Origin of the sequence: Chryseobacterium sp. SNU WT5, from assembly GCF_007362475.1 — a bacterium.
GTDB lineage: Bacteria > Bacteroidota > Bacteroidia > Flavobacteriales > Weeksellaceae > Kaistella.
The window spans coordinates 2780596-2797187 of sequence record NZ_CP041687.1 but is presented as its reverse complement, the minus strand read 5'-3'; the positions used below and the strand labels follow the sequence as shown (position 1 = coordinate 2797187).

Genomic DNA, 16592 nt, shown 5'->3' with positions numbered 1-16592 from the left:
GCGGAAGACGGATTATGTTGCCCAAATAAAAAGTAAAATATATTTTCAGTTCTTATCTGAAGAAACTCACTCCTAATTATTATGTCAAAGAGAGATTATTACGAAATATTAGAAATCAGCAAAAGTGCTTCTCCGGAAGAAATAAAAAAAGCCTATCGTAAGATGGCTATTAAATTTCACCCCGATAAAAACCCAGGTGATAAAGCTGCAGAAGAGAAATTTAAAGAAGCCGCAGAAGCTTACGAAGTCTTGAGCGACGGCAATAAGAAAGCACGTTACGACCAGTATGGTCACGCCGGAATGAACGGTGGTGGCGGATTCGGCGGTGGCGGTGGCTTTGGAGGCGGCGGAATGAACATGGATGACATTTTCTCTCAATTTGGAGATATCTTTGGTGGACATTTTGGCGGCGGTGGCGGTCAACAAAGACAACAGCTAAGAGGTAGTAATTTGCGTGTACGAATTAAACTGAATCTTGAAGAAATGGTGAAAGGAACACAAAGAACCATTAAAGTCAAGAAAATGAAATTGGCACCTGGTGCGACAGCAAAAACATGCCCTACCTGTAATGGCTCAGGAGTTCAGGTGAAGGTTATGAATACCATGTTCGGACAAATGCAAACTCAAACGCATTGTGGAACTTGTCAGGGAATAGGGAAAGTAGCAGATAAAATTCCAGCTGGAGCGAATTCGCAAGGTCTGATTAAAGAAGATGAAGAAGTAACGATCAATATTCCGGCAGGAGCAAGAGAAGGAATCCAACTCAATGTACAAGGAAAAGGGAATGACGCGCCATTTGGAGGTACGCCTGGTGATTTGCTTGTGGTCGTTGAAGAAGAAGTAGATGCTACCATAAAAAGAGAAGGTGATAACCTTCATCAGGAATTGTATATTTCTTTTGCAGAAGCAGCTTTGGGAGCTCATAAAGAAATCCCTACGGTTGGTGGAAAAGTTAAAATAAAAGTAGATCCTGGAACACAATCAGGCAAAATACTAAGACTTTCGAAAAAAGGTTTACCTAGTATCGATAGTTATGGAACAGGTGATATGTTTGTTCATATTAATGTCTGGACTCCTCAAAATCTTTCTAAAGAGCAGAAAGAATTTTTTGAAAAGCAGATGAGCAACGGCGATATGATGGCTGAACCCTCTGGAAAAGAAAAGACCTTTTTCGACAAAGTAAGAGACTTGTTCGATTAAAATAAAAGAGAGAGATTTCAATTGAAATCTCTCTCTTTTTATAATTTACGGATAACCGCAAATCGGCATTATTGTATTTTTTATTCGAACTTTGCTCAGTGAAATACTTTTTCGAAATTTAAAAAAGTGGATAAAACAGCATTTTTGTAATTAAATATTTGCAGACTTTGGGTTTAAAATTTGCTGCATGATTGAAAACGGATATACATTATAATTTTCTTTCTTTTATATTAGTGATTGTGCCCTGCATATAATAACCACTCTTTTTGCGATTTGGCCGATACATTCTGTGTAGTTTTTTGAGCGATCTTTTCCTGAGCCCTCATTATAGATTTGCTAATCATATTGTGTTCGATCATCTCATCTTCCTTCATCCCCAACCTGTTCATTAATTCTGCCAAATGGTCACCCCCAAATAATTGAAAAATAGGCTCAGAAATTGAAGAGAAAACAGTAATTTCTTTTTTGTCGAGCTTATCCGCAATTCTATGTTCTTCTGTCTGTAAAGGATGGTGCTCTACAAAAATCAAATCCTTGTCTTGTTGCATCAGACCTAAGTGATCGGCTAAATAAACTTCGACTTCAACTTGATTTTCCTTAAGATAAAGTTCAAGATTACTTTTGGTTTCTGCAAACCACGCCACAAACATTACTTTAGGATTTGACTTCTTTAATGATAAACAAGCATTAAATTTTGCTTTTTCTGTGATCCATATTTTGTCGTGAACTAATAATACTTTCTTCTTTTTACTAAATAATCCGAACATATTGGAGATTTTTAAAATTAATTAGAATTTTTATTGAAACTGCAAAATAAGAAATTCTGCGTTGTCCCAAATGGGGTTATGTGATCTTCCAGAACAAAATTAATTAATTTAAAGTTTTTTTGAAAAGCAGAACTTAGTTTTTCGTCGCTGTATCGGGTGACTTCTAAACCACTGCATTTTAAGGGTCCATTTTCCGAAAATGTTCCAATGATTAAGAAACCAGTGACTGCTTTCTACACAATCAATTTGTATTGATCTATTTCATCATCGGTTGTTAAAAAATGGAAGGCAGCGCGGTCATGCCAGATATCGTAGACTTCTAAAGGACTAAATTCTGTAATATCACTGACGATCCAGGTTATCTTTTTTGCTTTTTCACCAAGCCGCTTTTTTGCTTTTTCAATAGCTTTCTCAGAAATATCAAGAACGGTAATATTTTCAAAACCATCTTTTAACAAATGATCGACCAAATTACTATCTCCACCACCAATATCAATAATCTTTATTTTTTTATCGTGTCCAAATGACTCTATCAATGAAAGTGACGTTTTTGGTACTTGTTGGGTCCAGCTAACTTCGTTTGCGCTTTTAGTTTCGTAAACCGTTTCCCAATGTTTTTTTCTATCTAAATCCATCTCCGAAGATTTTTTTTATTTTGATACCTTGAATCCTAAAGTTTCAACTGCTCTTTTTGAAATATTATGATCATTCTCTCCACTTCCACCACCGGAAATTCCTAAACTCCCCACAAGGTCGCCATCTTTGAAGACAGGCATTCCTCCACCTAACAATAACAGATCCTGCATGGTATTTAAATTTTTAGCATCCTTGCTATTTGCCGCTTTAAACATAAGATCCCAAGTCGCTGTTTGTGTGGAAAACGAGGTGTAAGCTTTTTTCCGAGATGCTTCGGTATTATGCGGTCCTACTTGATCGCCTTTCAACAATAGTAAAACTACACCTGCATTATTCAAAACCGCAATTGAAACTTTTCTGTCTAATTTTTGAGCTTGATTATTTGCCTCCTTCGCTAACTCCATGGCACCTTGCTGGTTCAACGAAGTTGATTTCTCAAGCATTTGTGCTGAAAATTGTACCGATATAAATAATAAAGTAAGTAGTGAAAATCTATATCGTTTAATCATAATAAATTCTATTTAAGTTTAACATGCTTCGCTAATTGCGAATTCATATCTGGTAAATTTAGAACTAATAATAAGTAAATAATGCATTATATTAAATTAAGAATTATAGAAAATTTCAATAGGGCATAAAAGTCCAGTTGCGCTTCTTTTTAAAGAAATACTGGAGGTAAAAAATCGAAGTTCTGAGCAAAAATCACTACTTTTGTATTTGTTAAAATTCACCTTAAAATTATTATAATGGCAGACAGATCAAAAATCATTTATACATTAACAGATGAAGCTCCAATGTTGGCTACACATTCTTTTTTACCAATTGTAAAAGCATTTACAAAGAAAGCAGATATAGAAATTGTTCCAAAAGATATTTCTCTTGCAGGTAGGATCTTAGCGAATTTCTCTGAATTTTTAAATGACGATCAGAAAGTAGAAGATGCTTTGTCAGAATTGGGTACTCTAGCAACTACACCAGAAGCAAACATTATTAAACTTCCAAATATCTCCGCTTCAGTTCCTCAGTTAGATGAGGCGATTGCTGAACTGCAGAAAGACGGTTTCGCAATACCCAACTACCCTTCTGAGCCTAAAAACGCTGATGAAGAGGCCATTAAAAATAAATATGCAAAAGTTCTTGGTAGTGCGGTAAATCCAGTATTAAGAGAAGGAAACTCTGACCGGAGAGCGCCCAGAGCGGTAAAGAATTACGCAAAAGCAAACCCACATAAAATGGGAGATTGGTCTGCAGATTCTAAAACGACGGTGGCAAATATGCATTCCGGTGATTTTTATGGTACTGAAAAATCGGTTACCGTAGAAAATGATTCTCAATTTAAAATAGAATTCGTTGGGAATGATGGCTCTGTTAAAGAATTAAAAGGTCTATCGCCTTTGAAAGCTGGTGAAATTATCGACAGTTCCGTAATGAGTCTTTCTGCATTGAAAGGATTTGTTGCTGATGCAATAGCTGAGGCGAAAGCTGCAAATGTTCTTCTTTCTGGACATTTAAAGGCGACGATGATGAAGGTTTCTGATCCAATTATTTTTGGTGCGATCGTAGAAACTTATTTCAAGGATGTTTTTTCAAAATATAAAGATACTTTCAAAGAATTAGACATTAATCCAAACTTCGGATTAGCGACTTTATTTGAAAAAATTTCTGGTAACGTAAAAGAAGCAGAAATCAAAGCAGATATCGCTAAAACAATTGAAAACGGACCTAGAATCGCGATGGTGAATTCTGACAAAGGCATTACCAATTTCCATGTTTCTTCTGATGTTATTGTAGATGCATCTATGGCTGCCTTAATTAGAGGCGGTGGTAAAATGTGGAATGCGGAAGGAAATGAAGAAGATACCGTTGCCATGATACCAGACAGATGTTATGCTGGTTTCTACCAAGCAGCTATTGATGATATGAAGAAAAATGGAGCACTGGATCCTAGAACAATGGGTTCTGTTCCCAATGTTGGATTGATGGCTCAGAAAGCTGAAGAATACGGATCTCATGATAAAACTTTCCAACTTTCTGCAAACGGAACCGTAAAAGTTTCTGATGCGAACGGAAAAGTTTATATGGAACAACCAGTTGAAGCTGGAGATGTTTTCAGAATGTGTCAGGCGAAAGATGCACCCATTCAGGATTGGGTAAAATTAGCGGTAAACAGAGCTAGATTATCTGACACGCCAGCAGTTTTTTGGTTAGATGACCAAAGAGCTCACGATCGTGAGATGATCAAAAAAGTTGAAAAATATCTGAAAGATTATGATACATCTGGTCTTGATATTCGAATTATGAATATTGAAGACGCTATGACTTTCACTTTGGAAAGAATCAGACAAGGTTTAGATACCATTTCAGTTTCTGGAAACGTGTTGAGAGATTATCTGACAGATTTGTTCCCTATTTTGGAACTTGGTACGTCAGCAAAAATGCTTTCTATTGTTCCATTGATGAACGGTGGTGGTCTTTTCGAAACAGGAGCGGGAGGTTCTGCACCAAAACATATCGAGCAGTTTATCAAAGAAGGTTATTTGCGTTGGGATTCTTTAGGAGAATTTATGGCACTACAGGCAAGTTTGGAACATTTGGCGCAAACTCAAAATAATGACAAAGCACAAATCCTGGCAGATGCCTTAGATACCGCAAACGAGGAATTTCTTGCCAATGATAAATCACCTGCAAGAAAAGTTGGATCTATTGATAACAGAGGATCTCACTTCTATTTGGCGATGTATTGGGCAGAAGCTTTAGCAAAACAAACTAAAAATAGTGAAATGGCTACCGCTTTTTCCACTATTGCAAAGGAGTTAAAAGACAATGAAACTCTGATTAACGAGGAGTTAATTGGTGCTCAAGGAAAACCGCAAGATATTGGTGGTTATTACCAGCCTGATTTCGATAAAACAGATGAGGCAATGCGACCTTCTCCAACGCTAAATTCTATTCTTAATAAAATTTAGAAAACTTTTATTTTTCAATAATTACATTAATAAAAAACATGCTCAACCTGAGTGTGTTTTTTGTTTTACTCTCTTTTTGATGAAAATTAAATTGTGTATTTTTGCGTAAACTAAAAACAATTTTCATGAAAAAACTATTTATTGCGACTACAGTTCTTATGGTAGTTGCTTGCAGCAAAGAAGAAAAGATAAAAGAAGAAAAATCAGGAAGTTTATCCGATCTGGTTACCACTGCAAAAGACTACAGTAAAATTAACAATTCTCTGGAAGAGGTCTCTAAGAATGTAGAAAAGTTAAAAGCAATGACCCCATTAACCAATGAACAGTTAAAATCTTTATTGCCTGAACAATTGATTGGTTTAAAAAGAACAGAACTTACCGTAGGAGATAATTCTATGCTTAATCTATCGTCAGCAGAAGCTAAGTTTTCTGATAAAGAAAATAAAGAAGTTAAGTTGGAGATTCTTGATGGAGCAGGTGAAACAGGAAGTGCGATGGTTTCCATGCTCATGATGGGTCTTAATATGAATAAAGAAAAAATTACTGAGACCGGCTTCGAAAGAAGCGAAGACATTAATGGAGGGAAAGCAATTGTTTCGGAAGATAAAAATGGCGAAAACATCAGTTCTAAAATTCAGATGATGATTAAAAACCGCTATCTTTTAACCCTAAGTGGAGAAGGGCTTTCATATGAAGAACTGAAGAAGGGTTTAGCAGAGATTAATATTTCCGATTTAAAATAAATTCTATTTAAAACCTTACATAAGAACTTCCCGAAAATAATTGGGAAGTTTTTTTGTGAACGTAACACTTAAATTTGGATTTAGTTTGTGATCCAAATTGAAAAGTAAAATACAAAAAACATCTTTTCAATCTCAAAACTATTTTACTGAATTTTAATAATCGTGATAATTATTCGATTTTCAATTTGTTATAAAAATTCCATTTAAAATGGAGATCAATTTAGTTTCCATAGAATTCTCCTTCCTAATTGAAAGATCTTTCACAGAGAAAAGTGGGAAAATTATTAAGGTAAAAGCCCTTTCTGCAGATGCAAAAAAGGGCTTTTTGTTTATTTAAATTCCTTTGATTAAAACGAAAAAGAATTATAACATTTTTAGATTATTAACTTCTAACTCAGACAATATTCTCCAGTGTCCCCTTTTAATGTTTTTCTTGGTTAAACCCGCAAACATTACTCGATCCAATAATTCAACTTCATAACCTAATTTCTGGAAGATCCGACGCACTACTCTATTCCAACCGATATGGATTTCGATACCAATTTCATTTTTAGGTTTTCCTTCGATGTATGAAATACTGTCTACTTCTGCTATTCCTTCTTCTAATCTTAAACCTTCCGCAATGATGTTTAAATCCGCTCTATCTAATTTCCGATCCAATGTAACATGATAGATTTTCTTCATGGTAAAAGACGGGTGTGTAAGCTTCTTGGTCATATGTCCATCATTCGTCAATAAGATAACCCCTGTCGTTGAACGGTCTAATCTCCCCACTGGGAACAATCTGTAAGGTGATGCATTGGCTACCAGATCCAAAACAGTTTTTCTTGCTTTGTCATCTTTAGTTGTAGAAATATATCCTTTCGGCTTGTTCAATAAAACATAAACCGGTTTCTCTGGTGTAATTCCCTGTCCGTCGAAGACAACTCTGTCCGTTTTCTGAACCTGGTAACCCATTTCGGTAACAGGTTTTCCGTTTACTTCTACCAAACCTTGTGTAATTAAATCATCTGCTTCTCTACGAGAACAAATTCCAGAATTAGCAATATATTTATTTAAACGGATCGATTCTTTAGGAGTCTCTTTTGCCAACTTATCAAACCTTCTTTTTTGAACAAAAGAACGGGTTTTCTGCGCTTCATCTACGGGGACGAATGGTTTTTTATAAGGTTTTTTTACTCCGGATTTTGAAGCACCTGTTACAGCTTTACCACTTTTATCAAAAGACTTCCCAACTCTCTTTCCCATCTTTCTGGAAGCTGGTTTGTCAAAAGTCTTTTCGTAAGATTTTGCTTCTGCGGCAGACATTAATCTTGGCTCTCTTGGTGCCTTAGGCTCTTTTTTCTCTTCTGGTTTTTCAGTGCGAGGTCTTACAGTTTTTGTTGCACGAGCTTTTGGCGAACTTCCTGAATTAGAAATTTTGCTTATTCTTTGCTTCTTATTACCTTTACTATCTCTGCTCATGTTCTGAAAAATTTATCTGCAAAGATAAGCTATTTTTTACAGGTTTAAATGCATAAAGGATAGAAGTAAAAGCAAATATTTTAAGATATTAAAAATCTCAATTTAGTAAAAATATCAGATAATATGGAATTTGCGATTTGCTTTAAAGAAAATAATACTGATGAATTCCATTGGCCAACATGGAGATAATTCCAATGAATATCCAAATTCTCAACATATTTAAATTGATGAATTTCGAATATTTGGTCTTATTCAAAATGAGAAAAACAGCTATGATCTGAATAAAAATACTTCCCGCAAAGTAGAAACTCATGATACTTTTCAGTCCCATTTTCCAAATAATTAATACCGACGAACATTGCGCTAATATTAATAGAATTACAAGTATAGCACTGGTTGTTTTTGAACTAAATATGTTGGCAATTGTAAAATAACCAAAAACTCGATCTGCATTCTTTGTCAGGGTATCTTTTAAAACATCAATAATTAAGAGCATTAAAAAGATGAATATCGACATTAAAAATATCTGCAAGGAAAAGGTTTTATAATACACCAGCATTCCAAAAAATGGATACAATGATAAACTCACAAATGTTAGATTATTAATAATCAATAACTTGCTCAATTTATGACTATAAAACCACATCAAAAACTGGTAGATCAAAAAGAAAAAGAAAACCCGTATTGAGATTGCAGCAGCAATTCCGAGCGAAATTGAATTAAGCAAAATGTACGCGTAAAGAAAATATTTTTGTTTTAAGAAATTTTGAACTCGGGTCCGAAATGGTTTTGTGACCTCATCTTTTTCGCGATCATAAAACTGATTGATAATACCTCCTGCTAAAATACTTAGAATAGAGCAGAAAATAATACCATGAACTTTAAAATCAAACACAAAATTTCTTAAACTTTCCTCCTGATTAAATAGAAAAAAAGTAGAAACGTATAAGGCAAAAGTTAGTAATAAAGTGACAAGAACCCGGGCACCCATTATAAAGGCAATAAATTGAGATAATCGATAAATAAATGGATTTTTCATAAATCGTAAAGTCACAAAATCCTAAATAAAAAAATTTAAATTGATAATTTTAGACTTCCACAGTTTTTAGAATCGGTAAATCACTTCCTTGTGAAAACCTTCCAGCATTTTCTCTGCTTTTTTATAGTCTTTTGTAAAACCTAAAATATAACCACCACCGCCGCTGCCACAAAGTTTTAGATAGTATGCATTAGAATCTAAACCTTTTTTCCAAGCATTATAGATACTCTCTGGAATCATTGGTTTGAAGTGCTCGTATGCCCAGACCGATAAACTTTTTAAATTTTTAAAAAAAGGATTCATTTCTTTTTTCAAGAAAGTATCAATACACGCGTTATTGTAACGAATAAATTCTTCCTTCATGGTTTTCCGGAAACCTTCTGTTTTCATTTTTTCAAAGAAAATCTGAACCATTGGTCCTGTTTCACCAGTCATTCCGGAATCAATCAAGAAGATGGCTCCTTTTCCCTCGTGACTCTCGGGAATTGAAACCTTATCTACACTTTCTCTATTTTCGATCAGAATTGGTAGATTCATGTAACAGATCAATGGATCTATTCCAGAACTTTTGCCGTGGAAATAACTTTCCATCTGACCAAAAATGGTACGAAGATTTTTTAGTTCTTCTTTAGAGATATGTTCAGGTTGGTAACCTTTGATTGCGTACTTTTCAAAAATAGCCGCTACTAAAGCACCTGAACTTCCTACTCCATATCCTTGAGGGATATTGGAATCAAAGAATAATCCTTTCTTAATATCTTTTATAAACCGGGAGACATTAAGTTCAAATGATTCTGGTAGTTTCAAATCTTTTAAATAGGCGGAATATTTTAGTAAAGAATCATTTGACTTTTTTTCAAAGTCACTTTCTAAATCAGAAAATTTCAAAGTTCCTTTATAGAAACTATATGGCACCGTTAGACCCTGGGAATCTTCAATAATACCGTATTCACCGAACAACAGGATTTTTGCGTAAAATAAAGGGTTTGCCATAGTTTAATTTAATCCGTAGGATTATCGTTGCAAATTTAACACTTTTTTACAATAAACACCTCAAGCTTAACAAATTTTAAGCCAGGTGCCCAATTATTCATCAACATAAAAAACTATTTTCCTTTAACAAGTTTCACTTTTAAGAAACGGATTAATAGGAGGCCAATAAAGAAAAATACTGACATGGATAAAGCTGAATATCTCATATTATGATACTGTTCTATAATTGTTGCGAAAATAAACGTTCCTATGATGATCGCAATCTTTTCAAGAACATCATAAAAGCTAAAAAACGTCGTATTATCCATGCTGTTTTCTGGAAGAAGTTTGGAATAGGTAGAGCGTGACATTGCTTGCAGACCACCCATTACCAAGCCTATTATAGCAGCAATTATATAGAACTGATATTCTACATTCGGATTTTCTTTGTTAAGAAAATAGGCAGAAAGACAAGCGACAATCCATAATATGATCGCTATCGAAATTACATTTTTATTCCCAATTTTACGTGATAATTTTGAAAATAAAACTGCGCCTATGATTGCTTCAATCTGAATGACCAACAAAGTCATAATTAATTTATCCTGTTCAAGGTTTATTTCACTTTTCCCAAATAACGTTGCCATCAAAAAAATCGTCTGCATCCCAACACTATAAAAGAAGAAGCTTGAAAGAAAGAATTTGAGATTTCGATCTTTAAATAATACGCGGCCTACTTTAAATAACTCACGAAAACTTTGTTTGGCAATATCAATATAAAACTGCACATTGTCTTTTAGAACTTCCCAAAAACCTCCTTGTTCTTCATGTTTCTTAAATATATTTTTATAATTAAGCAACACCAGATCTTTCGGTAACTGTTCTTTAATATTACCAAATTGCGGTAAATGTTTAAAGGTATATTGTGAAAAACCAAACCACCAAGCACCCGTCAGTAAGAAAGAAATTCGGGTATACATTTTGGCTTGTTCTGCATCTTTCGCAAAAACCTGAATAAGAACCAAGCAGATAATGACCAAAACAACCGAACCTAGATATCCATATACATATCCTTTCGCGGAGAGGGCATCCTGCTTATCAGGAGTTGCAATATCGGGTAAAAATGAATTATAGAATACTAAACTCCCCCAAAAACCTACACTTGCGGTAATGCTGAACAATAATCCAAGAAATACATTTTGCATGCCTGTAAACATGGCTAATCCCATACAGGACGTTGCTCCTAAATAACAGAAAAATTGTAGAAATGATTTTTTATTTCCAATGGTATCCGCGAGTGAAGAAAGGAAAGGTGATAAAATAACGACAATTAAAAAAGAAATGGTCAATGAATATCCATAAATAGCATCAGGTTGATACTCTTTACCAAAAATAGTGATCATATGTCGAACAGGAACTTTAATCCATTTCCCGGTTGCCTCTACAAACTCTGTTTTTTCAGAAGCCGTAGTCAATATCGAAAAATAAATCGGAAAAATGGTAGAAGTAATTACCAATGAATAAACAGAATTTGCCCAATCATACAAAGCCCAGGCTTTCATAATTTTAGGATTATTCTTGATATTTTGAGTTTGTAATGGTTCGTTTTCCGACATTTGTAAATAATTAATGGAACAAAAATAACAAAACCATTAAGAATCTGTTGATAAAATCAACAGTAATTCTTAATGGTCTGATTAGCAGAATCTTATATTTTACAAGTTTTCAATAACAATTGCGGAAGCACCACCACCACCATTGCAAATAGCTGCAGCACCATACTTACCATTATTTTGCTTCAGAATATTAATCAAAGAAACAATTATTCTAGAGCCTGAACTTCCCAGTGGGTGACCGAGAGATACGGCACCACCATTCACGTTCACTTTGGAGGCATCAAGACCTAAAATCTTATTGTTAACCAAACCAACAACAGAAAAAGCTTCGTTAAACTCGAAATAATCGATATCTGAAATTTCTAAGTTGGCTTTCTTCAAAGCAATTGGTAAGGCTTTGGAAGGAGCAGTTGTGAACCATTCTGGCTCATGAGAGGCATCGGCGTAACTTACGATTTTGGCCAAAGGTTTCAAGCCCAATTCGTCCATTTTTTCCTTAGACATTAATATCAAAGCAGAAGCCCCATCATTTAAAGTTGAAGCATTAGCAGCCGTTACCGTTCCGTTTTCTCTTTGAAAAACAGTTGGTAAAGTTCCGATTCTGTCAAAATTGACTGATTTATATTCTTCATCTTCTGAAAACACAATTGGATCTCCCTTTCTCTGTGGGATTTCGACAGAAACAACTTCATCTTTAAATTTCCCTTCACTCCATGCTTTTGCAGAGCGCTTATAAGATTCTACGGCGAAATTATCCTGGTCTTCTCTTGTAATATTATATTCAGCTGCACATTTTTCTGCACATACCCCCATGTGAACTTTTCCATAAACGTCTGTTAATCCATCGAGGACCATTCCATCCTGCATTTTAACATCACCTAATTTTGTAGCAGTTCTGGCATTATAATAATGTGGTACAGAAGACATATTCTCCATTCCACCTGCTATGATCACCTCTTGATCACCAGCTTTGATTGACTGCGCAGCCATCATCACGGCTTTCATTCCTGAAGCACAAACTTTGTTAATGGTAGTTGCTGGAGTTTGATCAGATAATCCTGCACCCATTGCAGCCTGTCTTGCCGGCGCCTGTCCTTCACCTGCCTGTAAAACATTTCCCATATAAACTTCCTGAACATATTTCGGATCAAGACTTATTTTATCTAAAGCACCTTTGATGGCAGTTGATCCTAATTTGGTTGCTGGAACCGATGATAAACTTCCTAAAAAACTTCCCATTGGAGTTCTTACTGCAGATACGATGAATACTTCTTTCATTATATTTATTTTATTATTTTAAAGTACGCCAAATTACAAAAAAAAACACACTTTCGAAAAAGCGTGTTTTTGACCTGTTATAATTTATTTTTTAGTGGTTAAGGACTGCGCCTTCGGTAACATCTTCGGGATGGTGTTTGTGTTTAAACATGACGGCAAATAAAAGTGCAATAATCAAAGCATATACTGCAAAAACAAACCAGATTTCATGCCACATCTTATTCCCAGATTGTTCTGTAAAGAAAGATGAAATTAACCATCCACTAACATAACTTCCTAAAATTGCTCCAAATCCGTTCGTCATCATCATAAATAAACCTTGAGCTGATGAACGGATTTTACTGTCTGTGGTAGTTTCAATAAATAAAGACCCTGAAATATTGAAAAAATCAAATGCCATTCCGTAGATAATATTAGATAATATTATAAGAATTAAACCAAAACCTTCTGGTGAGCCAAACGAGAAAAATCCAAAACGTAAAACCCACGCAATCATACTAATTAGCATAACTTTCTTTATTCCAAATTTATAAAGGAAAAACGGGATTGCTAAAATGAATAAAGTCTCTGAAATTTGCGAAATTGAAATAATCATTGTCGAGTAATGCACAACTGCCGAATCTTTAAATGCAGCAATATTTCCAAAATCTTTTAGGTAAGTATCGCCATACATATTAGTCAACTGTAATGCTGCTCCTAAAAACATAGAGAAAAAGAAAAATAAAGCCATTTTTCTATCGGCAAAAAGTTTAAAAGCATCTAAGCCTAACTTTTCGGCAAATGAAGCACCTTCTTTAATTAACCTTGGTGGCGGACATTTTGGAAGAAAAAAAGCAAATATCCCAAGAAAAACAGCGAAAATTCCAGCGAAATAAAATTGATTTGCATTGATTGAATTTCCAAGAAAATCGGCGATTTGCGTTCCTATGTCTATACCTAAATTAGAGAACGATTTAGCATCACTTAAAAAATTTGTGGTCCACATCGCAACAATAAACCCTATTGTACCCCAAACTCTTATTGGTGGAAAAACTTTGACAACATCATAATGACTATCTTTTAATAATTTGTAAGAAATCGAATTAGATAATGACAGTGTTGGCATAAAAAAACACATCCCTACCAATAAGATCCAAAAAAATGTAATAGGATCATCAGTTTTTGCTAATAAAAAAAGAGTTATTCCATACAGAATATGTAAAATTCCATAAAGTTTTTCAGCATTTATCCATTTATCAGCGATTATCCCCATTAAAGCAGGCATAAAAATAGATGCAATGCCTAAAGTTGAAAATACAGCCCCGAATTCAGCACCACTCCACTGTTTATAGGAAAATCCATACGTTCCCAGTGTAGTTAACCAAGCTCCCCAAACGAAAAACTGAAGAAAAGACAATATGGTAAGTCGTAATTTTAAATTCATAATTTTAAATAAAAATTTAATCAATTTTTTTCTTTCTGCGTTTCAGTTCTTCCTGAATCTCCAACGCCGAATCGAAATCTTCGTCTTTCACTGCATCGTCCAATAATTTTTGCAGCTCTTCTAAATTAAGCGCCACCAAATCACCTTCACCCGCCATTTGGTCTATCGTTTCCTCCTGTTTAGAAAGATCATCAAGCTCCAATAAAATCCCCGCCTCACTTAAAACCTGCTGCGTGGTATAAATAGCTGCTTCAAAACGCACTGCCATAGCAACGGCGTCTGAAGTTCTAGCATCTAATATCATTTCTTCACCACTATCTTTATTTTTAAAATTAATGTTGGAGAAAAATACTCCATCAATGATTTGATAAATAATTACAGATGAGATTTCAAAATGCGCCGCTGTAACAAATTTTGAAAATAAATCGTGTGTCAGCGGTCGTGGTGGATGAATATCTTTTTCTAATCCTAATGAAATGGATTGGGCTTCAAAATTGCCAATAACAATAGGTAATTTAATATTGGTTTCTTCATGTTCCAAAAGCAAAGCATAAGCCCCCGACTGGGTTTGGCTGTATGAAATTCCGCGAATGGTTAATCTTTTATAATCCATAACACAAATATAAATGAATTTTTAATAAGTTAGGTTTTAACCTTTATATTTCTCGAGAAATATAACAAATAAAGTCCGAAATTTCTTTCGGACTTTATACTAAATTATAAAAAGAGGTTATCCTTTTAAAGCTTTTATTTTCTCTGTCAATTCAGGAATAATTTTAAGTGCATCACCAACTACTCCATAATCTGCCGATTTAAAGAAAGGAGCTTCTGGATCGTTATTAATCACAACAATTGTTTTTGAAGAATTAACTCCAGCTAAATGCTGAATTGCACCTGAGATCCCAACTGCAACATACAGATTTGGTGAAATTGCTTTTCCAGTTTGTCCAACGTGTTCGGAATGAGGTCTCCAACCAATATCTGAAACTGGTTTTGAACAAGCTGTCGCTGCACCTAAGGTGTTTGCCAAATCTTCGATCATTCCCCAGTTTTCAGGACCTTTCATTCCACGACCTGCAGAAACTACAATTTCCGCTTCTTTAAGGTCTAATCGTCCTGAACTTTGTTCATGAGAAATAACTTTCGTATCTTCATTAGCAACGGCTAAATCTTTAACTTCTTCAGAACCTGAAGCCACATTTTCTTTAACACCATAAGCATTTTGAGAAACTGTAACGATCACTCCAGCTGCTTCTGCTTTGGCATGCATCATTCCTTTACCGGAAAATGCACGTCTTTTTACTTGAAACGGAGCAAAACTTTCTGGAATTTCCAAAACATTAGTTATTAAAGAAAAATTCTTCATAATCGCCAACATCGGAGCTACGGATGAAGCATCTGTAGTGTGTGGGAAAACGATAATATTTCCGTCTGAAACTTCATTCATTGCCTGAGCATAAGCTTTAGCACTGAAATTTTTCAAACCGTCATCTTTAATATTAATTACTTTATCTGCACCGTACTTATATAATAAATCTGAAGAATCTGTTGGATTAACAGAAACTGCAGTTACCGTTTCACCATTCTTTTCCGCGATTGCTTTAGCATAAGAAACTGCCTCAAACGCAGCTTTTTTATAAATACCATTTATATTTTCTGCATATACGAATATTGCCATAATAGATTGTCTTTAAGGTTAGAATTAAATTACTTTCGCTTCTTCGTGAAGCAATCTCACTAATTCGTCAAGATTGTCTGGCGAAACCATTTTCACTGCTGCTCTTGCTGGAACCGAATCGTAAGAAACAGCATCAACTTTTACTTCCGTATTTACTGGTTCATTTACTGTTAAAGGCTTTGACCGAGCAGACATAATACCACGCATATTTGGGATAATTAAATCCTTTTCTTCTACCAATCCTTTTTGTCCGGCAATAACCGCCGGCAATTTTACAGAAATCGTTTCTTTTCCGCCTTCAATTTCTCTAATCGCTGTTGCTTCGGAACCATTTACATCCAAACCAACACAAGCATTAACGAATGGTTGATTCAATAATTGAGCTACCATTCCTGGTACTGCTCCACCATTGTAATCGATAGATTCTCTTCCACAAAGAACTAAATCATACGCTCCACTTTGGGCAACATTTGCAATTTCTTTGGCTACTGAAAAACTGTCTTTTGGTTCAGTATTTATTCTGATGGCATCGTTGGCACCTATTGCCAAAGCTTTTCTGATCACAGGTTCCGTTGTCGCATCTCCAACATTGATTACTGTTACAGTAGTTCCATCGGCTTGTAATTTAACCGCTTTGCTTAAAGCAAACTCATCCCAAGGGTTAATGACCCACTGAATGCCGTTTTTGTCAAAAGCAGATTTGTCTGCTGTAAAATTAATTTTGGACGTAGTATCCGGAACACTACTGATACAAACTAATATTTTCATGTGCTAATATTTATTGTTTAATTTTTGCTAAGATAAATAAAA

General features: G+C 34.8%; 14 protein-coding genes and 1 pseudogene. 3 read left to right on the top strand and 12 right to left on the bottom strand.

All coding sequences use genetic code 11. The features are described 5' to 3' along the window. Positions 1–81 precede the first annotated feature (81 nt). The gene (dnaJ, locus tag FNJ88_RS13205; RefSeq protein WP_143853698.1) at positions 82–1200 is read left to right on the top strand and encodes a molecular chaperone DnaJ; all 1119 of its coding nucleotides are present in this window, start codon (positions 82–84) and stop codon (positions 1198–1200) included. 230 nt (positions 1201–1430) lie between these two features. On the opposite strand, the gene FNJ88_RS13200 is transcribed toward dnaJ, so the two are convergent. The 3 genes and pseudogenes from FNJ88_RS13200 to FNJ88_RS13190 form a co-directional block, all read right to left on the bottom strand. Beyond that, positions 1431–1967, bottom strand: coding sequence for a preprotein translocase subunit SecA (locus FNJ88_RS13200; protein ID WP_143853697.1), 537 nt, complete (start codon positions 1965–1967; stop codon positions 1431–1433). Positions 1968–1984: 17 nt separating this feature from the next. Further along, positions 1985–2602 (bottom strand): annotated as a pseudogene (locus FNJ88_RS13195) (class I SAM-dependent methyltransferase). 15 nt (positions 2603–2617) lie between these two features. Continuing rightward, positions 2618–3112 (bottom strand): GlcG/HbpS family heme-binding protein, encoded by a 495-nt coding sequence (locus FNJ88_RS13190; protein ID WP_143853696.1) that lies wholly within the window; start codon positions 3110–3112, stop codon positions 2618–2620. Between the two features lie 237 nt (positions 3113–3349). Between FNJ88_RS13190 and FNJ88_RS13185 the strand changes: the two genes are divergently transcribed. After that, positions 3350–5569: an NADP-dependent isocitrate dehydrogenase gene (locus FNJ88_RS13185; protein WP_143853695.1), complete on the top strand. Its 2220-nt coding sequence runs from the start codon at positions 3350–3352 to the stop codon at positions 5567–5569. Between the two features lie 125 nt (positions 5570–5694). After that, positions 5695–6312, top strand: a complete 618-nt coding sequence (locus tag FNJ88_RS13180) for a hypothetical protein (RefSeq protein WP_143853694.1) — start codon at positions 5695–5697, stop codon at positions 6310–6312. 363 nt (positions 6313–6675) lie between these two features. Here the strand turns inward: FNJ88_RS13180 and FNJ88_RS13175 are convergent, their stop codons facing one another. The 9 genes from FNJ88_RS13175 to FNJ88_RS13135 form a co-directional block, all read right to left on the bottom strand. Then, the gene (locus FNJ88_RS13175) at positions 6676–7776 is read right to left on the bottom strand and encodes a pseudouridine synthase (RefSeq protein ID WP_228414532.1); all 1101 of its coding nucleotides are present in this window, start codon (positions 7774–7776) and stop codon (positions 6676–6678) included. A gap of 142 nt (positions 7777–7918) precedes the next feature. Beyond that, entirely contained in the window at positions 7919–8815 is an 897-nt protein-coding gene (locus FNJ88_RS13170; RefSeq protein WP_143853693.1) for a UbiA family prenyltransferase, read from the bottom strand. A gap of 66 nt (positions 8816–8881) precedes the next feature. Beyond that, positions 8882–9808: a mevalonate kinase gene (locus FNJ88_RS13165; protein WP_143853692.1), complete on the bottom strand. Its 927-nt coding sequence runs from the start codon at positions 9806–9808 to the stop codon at positions 8882–8884. 113 nt (positions 9809–9921) lie between these two features. Further along, positions 9922–11403 (bottom strand): MFS transporter, encoded by a 1482-nt coding sequence (locus FNJ88_RS13160; protein ID WP_143853691.1) that lies wholly within the window; start codon positions 11401–11403, stop codon positions 9922–9924. A gap of 99 nt (positions 11404–11502) precedes the next feature. Beyond that, the gene (locus FNJ88_RS13155) at positions 11503–12681 is read right to left on the bottom strand and encodes an acetyl-CoA C-acyltransferase (RefSeq protein ID WP_143853690.1); all 1179 of its coding nucleotides are present in this window, start codon (positions 12679–12681) and stop codon (positions 11503–11505) included. Positions 12682–12772: 91 nt separating this feature from the next. Beyond that, positions 12773–14104, bottom strand: a complete 1332-nt coding sequence (locus tag FNJ88_RS13150) for a nucleoside permease (protein ID WP_143853689.1) — start codon at positions 14102–14104, stop codon at positions 12773–12775. A gap of 16 nt (positions 14105–14120) precedes the next feature. Beyond that, positions 14121–14717, bottom strand: coding sequence for a bifunctional nuclease family protein (locus tag FNJ88_RS13145; RefSeq protein WP_143853688.1), 597 nt, complete (start codon positions 14715–14717; stop codon positions 14121–14123). A gap of 117 nt (positions 14718–14834) precedes the next feature. Further along, the gene (locus FNJ88_RS13140; protein WP_143853687.1) at positions 14835–15782 is read right to left on the bottom strand and encodes an electron transfer flavoprotein subunit alpha/FixB family protein; all 948 of its coding nucleotides are present in this window, start codon (positions 15780–15782) and stop codon (positions 14835–14837) included. A gap of 24 nt (positions 15783–15806) precedes the next feature. After that, positions 15807–16550, bottom strand: coding sequence for an electron transfer flavoprotein subunit beta/FixA family protein (locus FNJ88_RS13135; protein WP_143853686.1), 744 nt, complete (start codon positions 16548–16550; stop codon positions 15807–15809). Positions 16551–16592: the final 42 nt, after the last annotated feature.

Excerpts from the sequence above, each read along its gene's own strand:
- dnaJ (WP_143853698.1), top strand. The coding sequence starts at position 82 with ATGTCAAAGAGAGATTATTACGAAATATTAGAAATCAGCAAAAGTGCT.
- FNJ88_RS13200 (WP_143853697.1), bottom strand. The coding sequence starts at position 1,967 with ATGTTCGGATTATTTAGTAAAAAGAAGAAAGTATTATTAGTTCACGAC.
- FNJ88_RS13190 (WP_143853696.1), bottom strand. The coding sequence starts at position 3,112 with ATGATTAAACGATATAGATTTTCACTACTTACTTTATTATTTATATCG.
- FNJ88_RS13185 (WP_143853695.1), top strand. The coding sequence starts at position 3,350 with ATGGCAGACAGATCAAAAATCATTTATACATTAACAGATGAAGCTCCA.
- FNJ88_RS13180 (WP_143853694.1), top strand. The coding sequence starts at position 5,695 with ATGAAAAAACTATTTATTGCGACTACAGTTCTTATGGTAGTTGCTTGC.
- FNJ88_RS13175 (WP_228414532.1), bottom strand. The coding sequence starts at position 7,776 with ATGAGCAGAGATAGTAAAGGTAATAAGAAGCAAAGAATAAGCAAAATT.
- FNJ88_RS13170 (WP_143853693.1), bottom strand. The coding sequence starts at position 8,815 with ATGAAAAATCCATTTATTTATCGATTATCTCAATTTATTGCCTTTATA.
- FNJ88_RS13165 (WP_143853692.1), bottom strand. The coding sequence starts at position 9,808 with ATGGCAAACCCTTTATTTTACGCAAAAATCCTGTTGTTCGGTGAATAC.
- FNJ88_RS13160 (WP_143853691.1), bottom strand. The coding sequence starts at position 11,403 with ATGTCGGAAAACGAACCATTACAAACTCAAAATATCAAGAATAATCCT.
- FNJ88_RS13155 (WP_143853690.1), bottom strand. The coding sequence starts at position 12,681 with ATGAAAGAAGTATTCATCGTATCTGCAGTAAGAACTCCAATGGGAAGT.
- FNJ88_RS13150 (WP_143853689.1), bottom strand. The coding sequence starts at position 14,104 with ATGAATTTAAAATTACGACTTACCATATTGTCTTTTCTTCAGTTTTTC.
- FNJ88_RS13145 (WP_143853688.1), bottom strand. The coding sequence starts at position 14,717 with ATGGATTATAAAAGATTAACCATTCGCGGAATTTCATACAGCCAAACC.
- FNJ88_RS13140 (WP_143853687.1), bottom strand. The coding sequence starts at position 15,782 with ATGGCAATATTCGTATATGCAGAAAATATAAATGGTATTTATAAAAAA.
- FNJ88_RS13135 (WP_143853686.1), bottom strand. The coding sequence starts at position 16,550 with ATGAAAATATTAGTTTGTATCAGTAGTGTTCCGGATACTACGTCCAAA.